Origin of the sequence: Bacillus sp. UNC437CL72CviS29, from assembly GCF_000482345.1 — a bacterium.
Classification (GTDB): Bacteria; Bacillota; Bacilli; order Bacillales; family Bacillaceae_G; genus Bacillus_A; species Bacillus_A arachidis.
In genome coordinates this window covers 258678-272378 of record NZ_KI535304.1, presented here as the reverse complement: position 1 = coordinate 272378, position 13701 = coordinate 258678, and the positions used below count along the sequence as shown (strand labels likewise).

General features: G+C 34.0%; 15 protein-coding genes. 4 read left to right on the top strand and 11 right to left on the bottom strand.

Features of this window, described 5'->3' with window-relative positions; all coding sequences use genetic code 11:
* Positions 1-140: 140 nt before the first annotated feature.
* The 6 genes from M014_RS0125625 to M014_RS0125600 all read right to left on the bottom strand — a co-directional run bounded on the left by M014_RS0125625 (position 141) and on the right by M014_RS0125600 (position 5889).
* Positions 141-539: a DUF2304 domain-containing protein gene (locus tag M014_RS0125625; RefSeq protein WP_026594236.1), complete on the bottom strand. Its 399-nt coding sequence runs from the start codon at positions 537-539 to the stop codon at positions 141-143.
* A complete protein-coding gene (locus M014_RS0125620; RefSeq protein WP_026594235.1) occupies positions 536-1252 on the bottom strand; it encodes a glycosyltransferase family 2 protein in 717 nt (238 codons plus the stop codon). The genes M014_RS0125625 and M014_RS0125620 overlap by 4 nt, the downstream gene beginning before the upstream one ends.
* Positions 1253-1279: 27 nt before the next feature.
* A complete protein-coding gene (locus M014_RS0125615; RefSeq protein WP_026594234.1) occupies positions 1280-3205 on the bottom strand; it encodes a DUF2142 domain-containing protein in 1926 nt (641 codons plus the stop codon).
* Between the two features lie 18 nt (positions 3206-3223).
* On the bottom strand, positions 3224-3562 hold the full coding sequence (locus tag M014_RS0125610; RefSeq protein WP_026594233.1) for an EamA family transporter: 339 nt from the start codon (positions 3560-3562) through the stop codon (positions 3224-3226).
* Positions 3555-3896 (bottom strand): hypothetical protein, encoded by a 342-nt coding sequence (locus M014_RS0125605; protein ID WP_026594232.1) that lies wholly within the window; start codon positions 3894-3896, stop codon positions 3555-3557. The genes M014_RS0125610 and M014_RS0125605 overlap by 8 nt, the downstream gene beginning before the upstream one ends.
* A 265-nt stretch (positions 3897-4161) precedes the next feature.
* Positions 4162-5889, bottom strand: coding sequence for a phospho-sugar mutase (locus M014_RS0125600; protein ID WP_026594231.1), 1728 nt, complete (start codon positions 5887-5889; stop codon positions 4162-4164).
* A gap of 203 nt (positions 5890-6092) precedes the next feature.
* Here M014_RS0125600 and cdaS point away from each other — a divergent pair, with 203 nt between their 5' ends.
* The 3 genes from cdaS to M014_RS0125585 all read left to right on the top strand — a co-directional run bounded on the left by cdaS (position 6093) and on the right by M014_RS0125585 (position 8474).
* The gene (gene cdaS, locus M014_RS0125595) at positions 6093-6701 is read left to right on the top strand and encodes a sporulation-specific diadenylate cyclase CdaS (RefSeq protein WP_026594230.1); all 609 of its coding nucleotides are present in this window, start codon (positions 6093-6095) and stop codon (positions 6699-6701) included.
* Positions 6702-6792: 91 nt separating this feature from the next.
* Positions 6793-7152, top strand: coding sequence for a hypothetical protein (locus M014_RS0125590; RefSeq protein WP_026594229.1), 360 nt, complete (start codon positions 6793-6795; stop codon positions 7150-7152).
* A 182-nt stretch (positions 7153-7334) separates the two neighbouring features.
* Positions 7335-8474: a mannosyltransferase family protein gene (locus M014_RS0125585; protein ID WP_026594228.1), complete on the top strand. Its 1140-nt coding sequence runs from the start codon at positions 7335-7337 to the stop codon at positions 8472-8474.
* A gap of 68 nt (positions 8475-8542) precedes the next feature.
* Here the strand turns inward: M014_RS0125585 and M014_RS0125580 are convergent, their stop codons facing one another.
* From M014_RS0125580 to M014_RS0125560, 5 genes are all read right to left on the bottom strand, one after another.
* Entirely contained in the window at positions 8543-10027 is a 1485-nt protein-coding gene (locus M014_RS0125580; protein ID WP_026594227.1) for a leucyl aminopeptidase, read from the bottom strand.
* Between the two features lie 395 nt (positions 10028-10422).
* Complete coding sequence (locus M014_RS27505; protein WP_051588623.1) at positions 10423-11178, bottom strand: DUF6080 domain-containing protein; 756 nt, start codon at positions 11176-11178, stop codon at positions 10423-10425.
* A gap of 280 nt (positions 11179-11458) precedes the next feature.
* Positions 11459-12085: a 3D domain-containing protein gene (locus M014_RS0125570; RefSeq protein ID WP_026594226.1), complete on the bottom strand. Its 627-nt coding sequence runs from the start codon at positions 12083-12085 to the stop codon at positions 11459-11461.
* An 85-nt stretch (positions 12086-12170) separates the two neighbouring features.
* Positions 12171-12488 carry a YuiB family protein gene (locus tag M014_RS0125565; RefSeq protein WP_026594225.1) on the bottom strand — a complete coding sequence of 106 codons (318 nt, stop codon included), beginning with the start codon at positions 12486-12488 and terminating at the stop codon, positions 12171-12173.
* Between the two features lie 15 nt (positions 12489-12503).
* A complete protein-coding gene (locus M014_RS0125560; protein WP_026594224.1) occupies positions 12504-12998 on the bottom strand; it encodes an NUDIX domain-containing protein in 495 nt (164 codons plus the stop codon).
* A gap of 259 nt (positions 12999-13257) precedes the next feature.
* On the opposite strand from M014_RS0125560, the gene M014_RS0125555 reads away from it, so the two are divergent.
* Entirely contained in the window at positions 13258-13692 is a 435-nt protein-coding gene (locus M014_RS0125555; RefSeq protein WP_026594223.1) for a DUF5391 family protein, read from the top strand.
* The last annotated feature ends 9 nt before the right edge of the window (positions 13693-13701 follow it).

Genomic DNA, 13701 nt, shown 5'->3' with positions numbered 1-13701 from the left:
GTCACCTCATGCCCTCTATTTTACATTTGACACTTTATACATGTAATTGATAGTCAAACATTGTGTGACCAATTATGATTAACCATTAATAAAAAAAAGCCATTGATATATACATACTAACGGCTTTTTTCATTCGTTTATTATTCAATCGTTACTTTTTGTTTTTGTTCTTTATCGTTCATTGATTCAAGCTTTTTTTTCATGTTTTCATTTTCATACTGATAAATCGCAACAGTTTGTGTCAATTCTTTAACTCGAATAGAAGACCTTGATACAACTACAGTTAAGAAGAATAACACACATGTAACAAATATAAATCCTAAAAAGAAAAGCGCATTAATCGGCGTAGCAACCCCTAAAGCATGTGAAACAGCATCAATCGATTTAGGGAAAATCCCGATAATTAAAATACCAATTAATACACCATACCATGTTAGTACATATTTCAATTCTAATTTCTCTTTACGAACCAAGTTCGTAAAGATCATTAGTCCTACTATAACACCTAAAATAATTAAAATTTGAAGGCGAATTGTCACGAAACATTCTCCTTTCTCTTTGGTTTCAATCTATCAATTGTAATCGCAAGCGTTACTTTAATCATATAGTAGATCGCTTTGTAATTTACAATTGAAGATGTCCCTCCAATTCGTTCTCGCATAAGCACAGGAACTTCTTCTACTTGATAATTGTTTCTTAATACAGACACGATACTCTCTGGTTCTGGATAATCTTTCGGATAATATTCACAAAACTCATTAATGATCTTTTGATTCACCATTCTAAATCCAGAAGTCGCATCTGTAATTTGTTTTCCAGATACAATTTTAATTAGCTTTTCAAAGAAACGAATTCCTAATCTTCTTGTGAAAGAAGATTGAAAACCCTCTTTATTAATAAATCGTGAACCGATAACCATATCAACCTGCTTCTCCTCCATCGCCTGAAGAAGATCCCCTAAATATGCTGCATCATGTTGACCATCACCATCAAATTGTACAGCGATATCATATCCATAACGCTGGGCATATTTATATCCAGTTTGCATACCTCCACCAATTCCTAAGTTAATTGGCAAACTTACATAGTTAAAATTATTATCTTTACAGATTTGCTCAGTATCATCTTTTGAACAATCGTTAATGATAACATAATCAAAATCTGGAGCATTCTTTTTTATATCCTCTACAACGTGTATTAAGTTTGTCGATTCATTGTAGGCAGGAATAATAATAAGCTTTTTTTTAAACAACGGGAATTCCTCTCCTTGCTTTTCAAATTAGAACAACTTTACAAGCCAAAATACAAACGCATATGTTAAAAATAATATTGCCGCTTTACTTGCAAATATATCGACATCTGGTTTTTCAATCTTAAACTTAAAATGCTGTTGAACCAACAACAAAATAAACGGAATAATAGGAATAAAGTAACGACCTTGTATTCCCAAAATATACGGGCTTCCTACAGTTGTCCATGTCATATACAAGCTTAACATAACTAGCAATATTACACTAGCAATGCAAAATCTTAAACTCCATTTTTTCATCCAATCTAAAGTAGGAACTCCTTCTTTTTGATCAATGATTGCAATTATAACAAACACAATCGGATATAAATATAGAATCCCTTTTAAAGGTGTAGATAAGAAACCAAAGACATTATACATTTCAATCCACTCATCTAATCCATGATCAAATGAACGAATAAATACTTTTAATGCTTCAAGCGGGTGATGCAACATGTAGCTAATTTGCCTTGTCGCAGATACATCTCCACTATTTAATCCGTCACCAACATATTTCATTACAAATATGTTCCAACCCGCAACAAGTATTGCCGCTCCCCCTATTACACCAATATTAAATAACCAATATTTCTTTTTCGTTCCATGTTTGGCTACGCCACCAAATAACATAAGCAGTAGCAGTGGCCAATACGTAAACTTACAAAGTGTCATTATGATTCCTGATACCGCCATTGAGATAAATTCTGCCTTTGTAAGACCTTCATTATGAAACCATAGGCGCATTAGTAATGCGATGAATATAAAGCTAGATCCCATTAATACCGCATCAGCAGACAAACTTGCCGCATGGAACATGATAATTGGTGCTAACATAAAGAACATAAATGTACGTCTCATTACAGGCATTTTATACAATGCATATGCAGACATTGCAATGAATGCAAATAGATTTACTAAACGCCCTAATATATTTGCTGTCCAAATATTTGTATCAGCTAACATAGCTAGTTTAATCCCTATCGCTTGTGGGATATAAGGGATAAAAGTATATACCGCAGTTGTAGCTTGTGGCTCAAATACTTGCTGTTCTTTTGCATCTGGTCTGATACTAAATTGTTTAACATAATCAATTGCATCTGGATTGATTTTTTCATCCCTTTTAACAGGATGAAGATAAGTATCTAATATTTTTTGGGAAACAAAGTACCCTACATTCCCTTCATGTTTTGGTGTAATTAAATTCCCTTGGGCAACGTCCTGACTCTTTAAGAAATGAACCCATTCATCAGAGGTTTGATGAATAGGTGTATAAACAGCAAAAAAGCTCCCAAAAATCATTGCAATTAAAGTATACTCAACGACAATACGTTTTCCTACCCATACAAATAACGTCGCAATTAGTACCGATAGAGTTAAAAGTACACCCCATTTCCAATAAGGCACAGAAGATAACTTATAGTCAACAACTAATACTTTATTGTCTTTTGTTTCACCATTCACATTTAACATTTTACCTTCTATAGGAAAAGCTGTAGTAATATATATCCCTTTATTTTCATCAAATTTAATTTTTTCTAACACTATCCTTAAATCTGTTGCTTCTTTTTGAATTCTTTCAGGAAGAGGAATATAAAGTTCTCCATCTTCTTTAAACATATCTGATGTAACATTAATTTCTTCCGTCTCATTTTTAGTAATCAACTTCAATTCCCCAGTAAAATGGGCTTGTTTCACATCAGAATTCAAATGTAATGAAATTGCCTTTATATCTTTATGACTATTAGATAACTGTTGTGTAATCGTATCTCCCTGTTGCAGTTGAAATCCTTCTTTTGTATTTTTGAAATTGCCACCTTCTGATCTTAAAAGGCTAGATCGAGAACTGGCATACAATAACATTATTGTAAATATGACTAAAAAACTAATTAACCATTTGGTTCTTTTTTTCATCACCATCTTTAAATCTCCTTATGTTTATTGAATGCAAAAAATTGCAATACCCGCGATAATAATAATATTCCCTACTACTTTTCTTTTCGTAATTTTTTCACCAAGAAAATACCAACCGAATATTAAAATAATAACGTAACTAAGCGATTCTATAACAGGCGCTTGCTTTAATGTGACACCTTTCATTGCAATAACATTTAAACCAGCATTAATTACAAATAAAGAGTATCCAACTATTACATATCGGTTCACATATTCTTTCCACTTTGTATCATAAGTGACTAACGTTGCTTTTTTTAGTAAAATTTGGGAGTAGTTTGCTAAAATAACACCAAAAATATAAAGCAAAACAAATTTATTCATCTTTTACCACCACAACAATCCCTATAATAATAACGATCGCACCGAGAACGTTATTCCATCTTATCGTATCCCCAAAGAATACTACAGACCATAAAAGCCCCCATAAAATAATAACACCCCGATGTGAATACGCTTTAGATATTTCAAACGGTTTAATGACTTGTTGCCATATAATTGCATATCCAAACAAAAGGATAACAAGAACCATATAGGCCATAAGAAAAGAAATTGAACCGACTGAAAATTGTGCTGCCCATTTCATATACACCATTATGATAGAGTATAAAAAAAAGGCAACATGTAAAAATACATAATGCTTAATAGATGCTTTCATACACTCAACTCTCTTTTTTAAAAATGATAGTTATATCATCACTTATTTTACTAACTTTCATCCCCAAACTTTATTCATACAAAATAAAATTTTAACATAAATACTTAAAAATTTCATTCTGAACTTATATCGGCGCATTCCTTGCTTGTGTCTAAAATGTGACAATTTCAATTGTATACCCATGAATCATTCATATGAAAATTTCCTATTTCTATCTACTCAATAACAAAAAAGCATGAACATCTCCATGTCCATGCTTCTTTTATTATTGAACGCGATTCATAATATCGCTTTTAATATTCTCAAGCTTTTCTTCACTATGTTGCAGGGAATCCCCTTGCACTCCAAAGTAAAATTTAATTTTCGGCTCTGTTCCAGACGGGCGTAAGCAGAACCAAGAACCATCCTCAAGGTAATACTTTAATACGTTTGATTTTGGTAAATGAATCTCTTCAGTAGCTTCTTCCACAACTTTTGTTCTAACACTCGCTTTATAATCTTCAGCAATTGTAACCTTTAAACCTGCTACTTCTGTTGGTCGATTCTCACGGAAAGATGTCATCATATTTTGAATTTGCTCCGCACCATCTTTTCCTTTCAGTGTTAGAGAAACAAGTCCTTCACGGAAATATCCATACTTCTCAAATACTTCAAGCAATCCATCATATAATGTTTTACCTTGTAATTTATAATATGCCGCTACTTCACATGCAAACAATACCGATTGAACAGCATCTTTATCACGGCAGAACGGGCGAATTAAATATCCATAACTTTCTTCGTAACCGAATTGGAATGCATATTCTCCGCTTTCTTCGTATTGCTTAATCTTTTCACCAATAAATTTAAATCCAGTTAATGTATCAATTGTGTCAAGCCCGTAAGCTTTTGCAATTGTACGTCCTAGTTCTGAAGTAACGATTGTTTTTAAGACAACACCATTCTCTGGTAATATACCTTTTTCTTTCTTTTGAGATAATAAGTATTCCAGCATTAACGCACCTGTTTGATTTCCTGTTAATACTTGATATTCACCAGCATGATTTCGAATTGCAACACCAAGACGATCTGCATCTGGATCTGTCGCAATTAAAACATCAGCCTGCGTTTCTTCACCGTAACGAATTGCTAATTCAAATGCAGCATGCTCTTCTGGGTTTGGTGATTTTACAGTAGAAAAGTTAGGATCCGGCTGTTCTTGTTCTTTTACAACTGTTACATTCTTAAATCCTACTGCTTCTAAACCACGACGAGTAGGAATATTAGAAGTACCATGTAATGGTGTAAAGACAACCTTCAATTCTTCTCCATGTTTTTCCACTAATTCTTTATTAATAATCACTGTTTTTAATTGTTCTAAATATGCATCATCTACATCTTGTCCGATAATTTCTAATAGACCGTTTTGCTTTAATTGCTCAACATCCGCAATCTCTACTACTAACTCATCACTTACCGCATTTACGTACGAAATTAATTCATCCGCTTCTTTTGGAGGTAATTGTCCTCCATCTTCTCCATATACTTTATATCCATTGTATTCTGGTGGATTATGGCTTGCAGTAAGAACGATTCCACTATATGTATGTAAATAACGCACTGCAAATGAAAGTTCCGGTGTTGGGCGTAAACTTTCAAATACATATGTTTTAATGCCATGAGCACCCAGTGTCGCTGCCACTTCCATTGCGAACTCTGGTGATTTATGACGTGAATCATACGCAACGACAACACCGCGCGCTTTTGCTCCATCACCTTGTTTTTCAATAAATTGTGCTAATCCTTCTGTTGCTTTACGTACTGTATATACATTTAAACGGTTTGTTCCCACGCCAAGCTCACCGCGCATACCACCTGTACCAAACTCTAAATTTTTATAGAAACTGTCCTCGATTTTCTTCGGATCTTCCTTCATTTCTTCTAATTGTTGCTTTAACTCTGCATCTAAATTCGCAAAACTACTCCAGCGTTCATATTCTTTTGTCCAATTCATTTTCCTCTCTCCTTTCAGTCAAACATAATCTCATTATATGGCGAAAATAACGCTTTCCTCAATACTATTTTATATCCCTAGAAAATCTTACCTTATATACAAAACTATGTAATCTATGTAAACATTCTTTTCCTTTACGCATACTTTCTGCATGGAACGAAAAACTATACGTAATAAATATATTCTTAAATAGGGTGAATACAATGCAAGAATGGGCACTGACAAAAACAATGAAACAGCATATTCAAGAAACTATTAAAGATATTTCTTTTGCACTTCAAGATATGCAAACTGCACTGGACAATAATAATGAATGTATTTTATGTAAAGTTGAAGATATACAAAAATTATTACTACATATCCAATCAAAAACGGCATCCTACTATGTCAAAACGTATCTATCTCCCTATACAGACTGTTACATTCATCTACTAACAGCAATCAGGCACTTATCTCAAAAACGGCATGGTGCTCTTATTATTGTGGAAAGAGATCAACCGGTAGAATCATTTATCCAATCCGGGATAGAACTACAAGCACACTTAACCGTTCCATTGTTAGAATCTATTTTTTATCCTGGAAACTCTCTTCATGATGGTGCTGTTCTTGTGAAAAATAACCATATTATATCCGCAGCCAATATACTTCCACTATCACATCAAACACTTGCATCGCATCAAAAATTAGGGACACGTCATCGCGCAGCAATTGGGCTTTCCGAAGTAAGTGATGCCCTTATTCTTGTTGTATCTGAAGAAACCGGAAAAACATCTTTTGCCTTAGCTGGAATGTTATATGCATTTTCACTTTAAAATCTTATATTTCTTTTTACATATAAAAGGAATTTTCATTCTGCTAATTGAAGTATATACATTATGAGGATAGAAAGGCGATGTAGGAATCATGAAAAACACATTCTATCTATTTTTCACAATATTTTTTACATGCTTTATACTTGTAGGTTGTATCGATGCGAATAGCTCGAGCAACTCTTCCAATCAACCTCAAGAAACCGAAAAAAGTATTAAAAAGGCCGTTTGGAATCAATTATCCAATCAAGAAAAGCAATATATTATTGGTGATTGGGAAAATGCTACAATGACAAAAACAACATTTCACAAGCATAATAGCCATCAATCAAATGAGGAATATGAAGGAAAGACTGTTTATCTCGTTCATTTCCCATCTGATACATCTGCACCCAAAAACGTTGAAGTATATGTTGATATCGATACAAATGAAATTGTAGGATATAATAAATAACTTAAACAATATTGACCTCTAAAAACGACTTGCTCGTTCTTTTAGAGGTCAATATTGTTTAATACATAAAAAGAACTTTCAAACTTTTAATTATGTATCCGCTTCTAAACATAAGATACGTGATTTTACAATAGAAATGTCTGATAAGATAGAAATACCAAGTCAATTGAGGAGTTACATATATGCACAACAGTCTATTACAAAAAAGACGTTTATACTCTGAACAGCCACACAAAAAAATTTGGTGGTTAAAACCCATTCTAGCTCATTATCTTCTTTTAATTTTGGCCATTTTATTACCCTATTATAATAACTTCCATGAAGGAATGACGTTAGAACACTTCAAGCATGCTCTTATTAATTGGGATAGTCTTTGGTACATTGAAATCGCTGAAAATGGATATGAATCAAGAAAAGCTACTGCGTTTTTTCCATTTGTACCAATACTAATCAAAGTCTTTGGCAACCCCTATACTGTCATTGCAGTGACGCAGGTCGCATTTTTTATTTGCTTATATTTGCTGAAGGAATTTTTCAAGCGCTGTAACATGAATGATTCCCAAATAAAAGCAGGCATTTGGCTTTTCGCAGTTAATCCTTGTGCAATTTATTATGCCACTGTTTATACAGAAGTCTGGATCGTTCTTTTCTCCCTTGCTTCTCTTCACATGGCTATAAAAGAAAAATGGCTTTACGCTTATATATTTGCCGCCATTTTAACATCCACCCGAGCACCAGCTTTATTATTCGGCATTTTTCCATTTACCCTTTTTATTATGTCCATATGGAATAAAAATTGGAAATTGGTAAGAAATTCTCTATTATGGGGACTAAGTTGTACAGTTGGCTTAACAGGATATATGATTTACCTATATCGTGTATTCGGAGATCCGTTGGTTTTCTCAACGACACAAGCCGAAAACTGGGGTCATTACGCCGTTTTACCATGGATTCAAATCATTGAAGGCTTTTATGCAGCATTTACTGTAGACATAAGAGAAATAAGACAAGGGCTATGGATATCAGCAGTATTATTCGCCTTTTTTGGAATTGGATATATTTGGCGTTTGAAATCTCATTTAAAATGGGAAAGTATTAGCGCAATGCTCTTTGTATGTATCACGATTATTTTTATATTTAGTTTTGGTACACGCGGTCTACCGATGCATAGCACGCTCAGATATTTAAGTGTTTTATTCCCAATTTATGCTATCATCCCACTTGTTGTACCTAAATCAATTCAACGGATAATTATTATTTTCTTTGCGATTGTATCGTTTATGAGCGCATGGAATTTCACTCATCATATATGGAACCTGTAAGATAAAAAAAGCCGTCTCCAAAAGGTCTGTACATAACGACCATTTGGGACAGCTTTTTTCCAACTCTCTTATTCTTCTCCAAAACGCTCAACAAGCGTCGCAAGCGTACGAACCATTGCTCCTGTTGCTCCTGCTGGTCCTAAATCATGTGCGCTCGTTGTATCAGATGTTCCAGCGATATCTAAATGTACCCATGGTGTTTCTTCTGCAAACTCACCAAGGAATGTTCCTGCCATTACCGCATGACCTTCACGACCTGGTGAGTTATTTAAATCTGCAAATTTACTGTTACGGACGCGTTCTTTATCACGCTCGAAAATCGGTAATTGCCAAATTGGCTCATCCGTTTCCATTGATGCTTCTAACACTTGTTCAAACAACGTTTCATCATTTGTCATCGCACCCGTTGTATGGTTTCCAAGTGCAACGATGACACCACCTGTTAATGTCGCAACATCAACAAGATAGTTTGCACCAAGTTTCTTCGCATACGTAATCCCGTCTGCTAATGCTAGACGACCTTCTGCATCTGTATTTAATACTTCAATTGTTTTCCCACTCATAGATGTAATCACATCATCTGGTTTGAATGCAGTACCACTAACAACGTTATCAGTGGATGGAATAACAGCGACTATATTTTGCTCAGGACGAAGTTCACCGATAATTTCCATCGCTCCAAGAACAGCTGCAGCACCGCCCATATCACCTTTCATACCAACCATACCTTCGCGTGGTTTTAAAGAATAACCACCTGTATCATATGTAATCCCTTTTCCAACGAGTCCGATCACATCTGTCCACTCTTCTTTTCCTTTATAAATAAGAGCGATCATTTTTGGCGGCTCAGTAGAACCTTGATTCACGGCAAGTAATGCACCCATACCAAGCTCTTCCATTTCTTCTTTCTCAAGCACTTTATAATCCATGTCATATGTCTCAGCTAATTCAACAGCATACTCTGCAAGTTTTGTTGCTGTTAATACGTTAGGCGGCATATTTACAAGTGTACGGGCTGAGTTTGTCGCACGTCCGTGCACATATCCTACTGTTAATGCAGCTTCGATTTCTTTTGCATCTTCTACTGTAATAACCGCAAAGTTTTCTAACTCTACACTTTCTTTTTTATCTGTTTTATAGGTTTGTAAATCATATGTACCTAGGCAATACACTTCCGCTGCAATATGTGCAACATCGATTGCACCTAACTTATCTGTTACGAAAGAATCAAGTAAAATCGCTGCATCTTTTACCTTTGCAGCTTTTAATGTTTTAAATGCTTTACTAAGTGAAGCACGTAACGTTTCTGTTGTGTATGCTTCTTTTTTGCCAAGACCGACAAAATAGTAGCGTTTTGCATTTGTTTTTCCTAGGCTATGTACTTTAGAAATAACTTTTTTCTTTGAACTAAGCTCTTTCTCTTCTAATAAAAGTTGTAATTGTCCTTCAAATGCTTTATCCAGTTCTTGTACAAAACTACTCGTTACCTCTTCTTCAAATAAAGCAACAATTACCGCTTCGTGATTCACTAATTTTTTTTGTACTTGAAACATGCTCAACCCCCCTAAATTTCTCTCTTTTCATTATAACTTTATTTTCGATAAAATGCGACAATTCCAACTCTTTCCGTATTCAAATTCCATCCTGCAACTACTACGAAAGATTTCCCCCCTTCATTTACACCTCTAACACTATCTTAATGAAGAAATACAAATAATCCTTCCAAAACTTTCAACTACAGTCTCCAAAATAAAATAACGTTATATATAGTACTCAACACACTTAACAAAAAATATGGAATTATGATTCTCCTAAAATCACAAACTGATTACACAATGAAGTTTATGATTAGATGGAAAGCAAAAAAGAGTGCATACCTCTTATAGACAGGCACTGCAATCCTTTTTATAAAAATTTCGTATCATCCAATTTAGTCAAACTAATTACATTAAACTGGATATTTCAACACTGCAAATTGATATAAATAAATGATTTTATCTATATTATTTAAAGCAATTATCAGTACAAGTATACTTAGCGTTATAATTTTCAAATGATTTACTTCCTTAAATCCGTATGCTAGAAGTAACGGTAATATAAAAATAATATGTGACCCATAAATAAATGCTTCTGGTAATCCAAATCCAAAAATCCCATGTAGCAAAACATTAAATCCTAAGCACCCTACCAAAAATAGAACAAAACGATCTTTTAATATATTTTTTGCCATAACCCATAAAATCGTTCCATATACAGTTATAATTACAATCCATCCTCTTAATGGATGAGATGGTAACAAATTTAATTGTGGAAAATCTTGGTATGTTCGTAAAGGAACCTCAGAAATATTACCCAAAATTAAAGGTGATCCTAGAAGTGAATGAATAAACATCCCTATTTTAGAGCTTAAATATTCTTTTGAAAATTCTTGTTGAAGAGTAAAACGGGTACTACCTCCTATCGCTTCTTGCAAAGGTACTTGATACGCTAGCATTACCCATACAAATGCCGCAACTACAAGAATGATAGGAATGAATGTCCAAATAAGTTTCCTCTTCGTTCCTTTATATCCCAAAATACTCGCAATAAACCACATAGCTGAATTTGTTATTGTAACTCCAGCTGTAATAAAAGCAAAAAATATATTTAAAATATGAAAATTTTTAGTTGCTATTTTTTCTCTCATAATTAATGGATAGTACACAAAACAAATCGCAACTAAATTTACACTTTTCTATTTCTAGAAAATACTTTATTACCTTTTGAAAAATAATTAGAATTTTTCATACAACTTGTTCAACCTAAAAAATCATATCATAATCTTTTCATGAAAAAAGAGGCTACAAAAAAATATACTGAGCCAACCTAGTAAACATATACAACAAATCAATTTCATTCCAAACACAGTTGACAATACATTCCAAATAATAACCAATATATTTTCGAATAAAAAACAAAGGTAGTCTAGTGTTATTACCACTAGACTACCTTTGTTTTAAATATTGACCACGGAACACTTGCATCGTTTCGTCTTGATTTAACATCGTTAACTCTTCTTCTGTAAACTTACCTTTTCCCATTTTCACTACATATACATTTACTTTTTTCTTACCCCATTGACTATACACATCTTGAACCGTATCATAGTACAAATCGAGTCTATTTCCTTTTATAGCGCCACCTTTATCTGCTACCACACCATATCCATAGCCTGGTACAAAAAGGATGGTCCCAATTGGAAATACACGTAAATCAGCTGCAATTGTAGAATATATGTCCCTTTTAGCCTTTACACCTGAATATGTAATGCCATACTCTGGATGACCAGGGTTTTTACCGGTTGATTCTACACCTGACGTATAACCAGTTGCTGTCATTTCCATTACACGATATTTAGACCAGTCTTTCCCCTGTTCTAAAGCATTTATCACTTCTTTACTCGGAACAACTTGGTGCCCTCTTTCTGCTGCATGTACTTCTTTTACATTGCTTTCTTGATATGTTTTTACAAGCTCCAGTACAGACACTCCAGTGAACGCTTGCCATGTCACACATAATGCGACTACAAGTAAACAAGTCATCATAATGCGAATACCATATCGTTTTAACATTTTTATATTCCACACTCCTTCATCGTTCATCATTCCCTATACGATTAAGAAATATGCAGAAAAAAAATCTCCAGTAAACTGGAGATTAGAACATTTGATAACCACTTTTCCGAAGTTTCTTTATCACAACTCCTGATAAAATCGCCCCTATTAACCCTGTGGATAGAATAAAAAGATCGGCTTGTCCAAGATGCGAGACACTTGTTCCAAATGAGGAAAATGTTTCTTTCGGCTTTGAAAAGTAGTCCCAGACACTTGCTTTATTAATAATCAGCATACAAACAATTGGATAAATGATAACCATTACCCAAGTAGCACGTAAAATCATATTGAGTAAAAATCCAATTCCAAAGAAAAGTATAAAAAATAACATCATTGAAATAAGTAATACTGGAATACTCACTTTTTCCCACTCCTTCTATTTCTTATCTCCTGCCGTAAATACATGATAGGCTGTATATCCAAATTGATCTCCTGGATTTAATGTTGTATCCATCTTCAGAAGTGATTCTGTATGACCTTCCAGTAAATATCGAATTAATATAGAAGCATCTTGATTATATGCAATATCTTTTGGATGTAAAAATGCTACTTCAGACAATTCCTTTTCTTGTACAGTGATTTCTTCTCCTTCTGGTTCGAGTAAAAAAATAATCATATTATCGCTAATCTCATCACGAATAACTCCAGAACGAATTCCAATAACCCCTTTTATATGCGCCCGAATTCCTGTCTCTTCTAAAATTTCACGTTTAACAGCTTCATCAATCGTTTCTCCCTCATTTACAAAACCAGCCGGCAATGACCATTTTCCTTTTAGCCCCCCGTATTTTTTCTTAACGAAGAGCCAGCGACCATCTTTTGTAGTCACTAATCCACTTACAGCTAGCCAAACATTCCCACGCTTTCCCATGATGTAAAACCCCTTTCAGTCAAACGAACAGAATATTCATTCTTTTCTATGTATTATACTATATTTTTCAGTGAGAATAATATAATCTTCCCTTGTTCCTCAGTTACTACATTTCTTTCTACCCTTCTTAATTTCCATATATTTGATATAATGTGAATATAGGGTATTCTTTCCTCTGTAGAAAGACCTCGAATCCCTTCAAAATTCTGCTTTGAATATTACATCACACCTATTCATTGCGAAAGGAGTAAAAAGTAAAATGAGAAATCTATCACAAAAGTCCAGGATTGTATTTGTAACATTAGTTTCCGCATTACTCTTCTGCTCTTTCTTAATTGCCACTTCACTTTCACCACTTGCTGATTTGGGACCTAATGCAAATAAATTTAACTCTCTAGGCATGTGGAAATCAATCGGCATGATTTTACTATTTTATATTGTACCTCTACTTCTTTATATAGGAGGAATACAGGCAATGCGATTCATCATGGCTTTTCTTTGCGGTATGGGGCTATTCATACATCTCGTGATACTTACAGTCGTATTTATTACAATGCGCGTAAGTGACTATAACGCCTCCTCTTTCTTAGGAGTCATCATGCTTTGCGTAGCAGTATCCATCACAAATGTAATTTGGTTTTTTGTTGCTTTTCGTTCAAAAAGAACTTCTACTTATACACTGAATGCACGATAGAAGTTTAAG

What these genes read in the sequence shown, in the direction of transcription:
- M014_RS0125590 (WP_026594229.1), top strand. Translation starts at nt 6,793, where the DNA reads ATGAAAAACACATTCTATCTATTTTTCACAATATTTTTTACATGCTTT.
- M014_RS0125615 (WP_026594234.1), bottom strand. Translation starts at nt 3,205, where the DNA reads ATGGTGATGAAAAAAAGAACCAAATGGTTAATTAGTTTTTTAGTCATA.
- M014_RS0125610 (WP_026594233.1), bottom strand. Translation starts at nt 3,562, where the DNA reads ATGAATAAATTTGTTTTGCTTTATATTTTTGGTGTTATTTTAGCAAAC.
- M014_RS0125555 (WP_026594223.1), top strand. Translation starts at nt 13,258, where the DNA reads ATGAGAAATCTATCACAAAAGTCCAGGATTGTATTTGTAACATTAGTT.
- M014_RS0125585 (WP_026594228.1), top strand. Translation starts at nt 7,335, where the DNA reads ATGCACAACAGTCTATTACAAAAAAGACGTTTATACTCTGAACAGCCA.
- M014_RS0125605 (WP_026594232.1), bottom strand. Translation starts at nt 3,896, where the DNA reads ATGAAAGCATCTATTAAGCATTATGTATTTTTACATGTTGCCTTTTTT.
- M014_RS0125600 (WP_026594231.1), bottom strand. Translation starts at nt 5,889, where the DNA reads ATGAATTGGACAAAAGAATATGAACGCTGGAGTAGTTTTGCGAATTTA.
- M014_RS0125580 (WP_026594227.1), bottom strand. Translation starts at nt 10,027, where the DNA reads ATGTTTCAAGTACAAAAAAAATTAGTGAATCACGAAGCGGTAATTGTT.
- cdaS (WP_026594230.1), top strand. Translation starts at nt 6,093, where the DNA reads ATGCAAGAATGGGCACTGACAAAAACAATGAAACAGCATATTCAAGAA.
- M014_RS0125570 (WP_026594226.1), bottom strand. Translation starts at nt 12,085, where the DNA reads ATGTTAAAACGATATGGTATTCGCATTATGATGACTTGTTTACTTGTA.
- M014_RS0125560 (WP_026594224.1), bottom strand. Translation starts at nt 12,998, where the DNA reads ATGGGAAAGCGTGGGAATGTTTGGCTAGCTGTAAGTGGATTAGTGACT.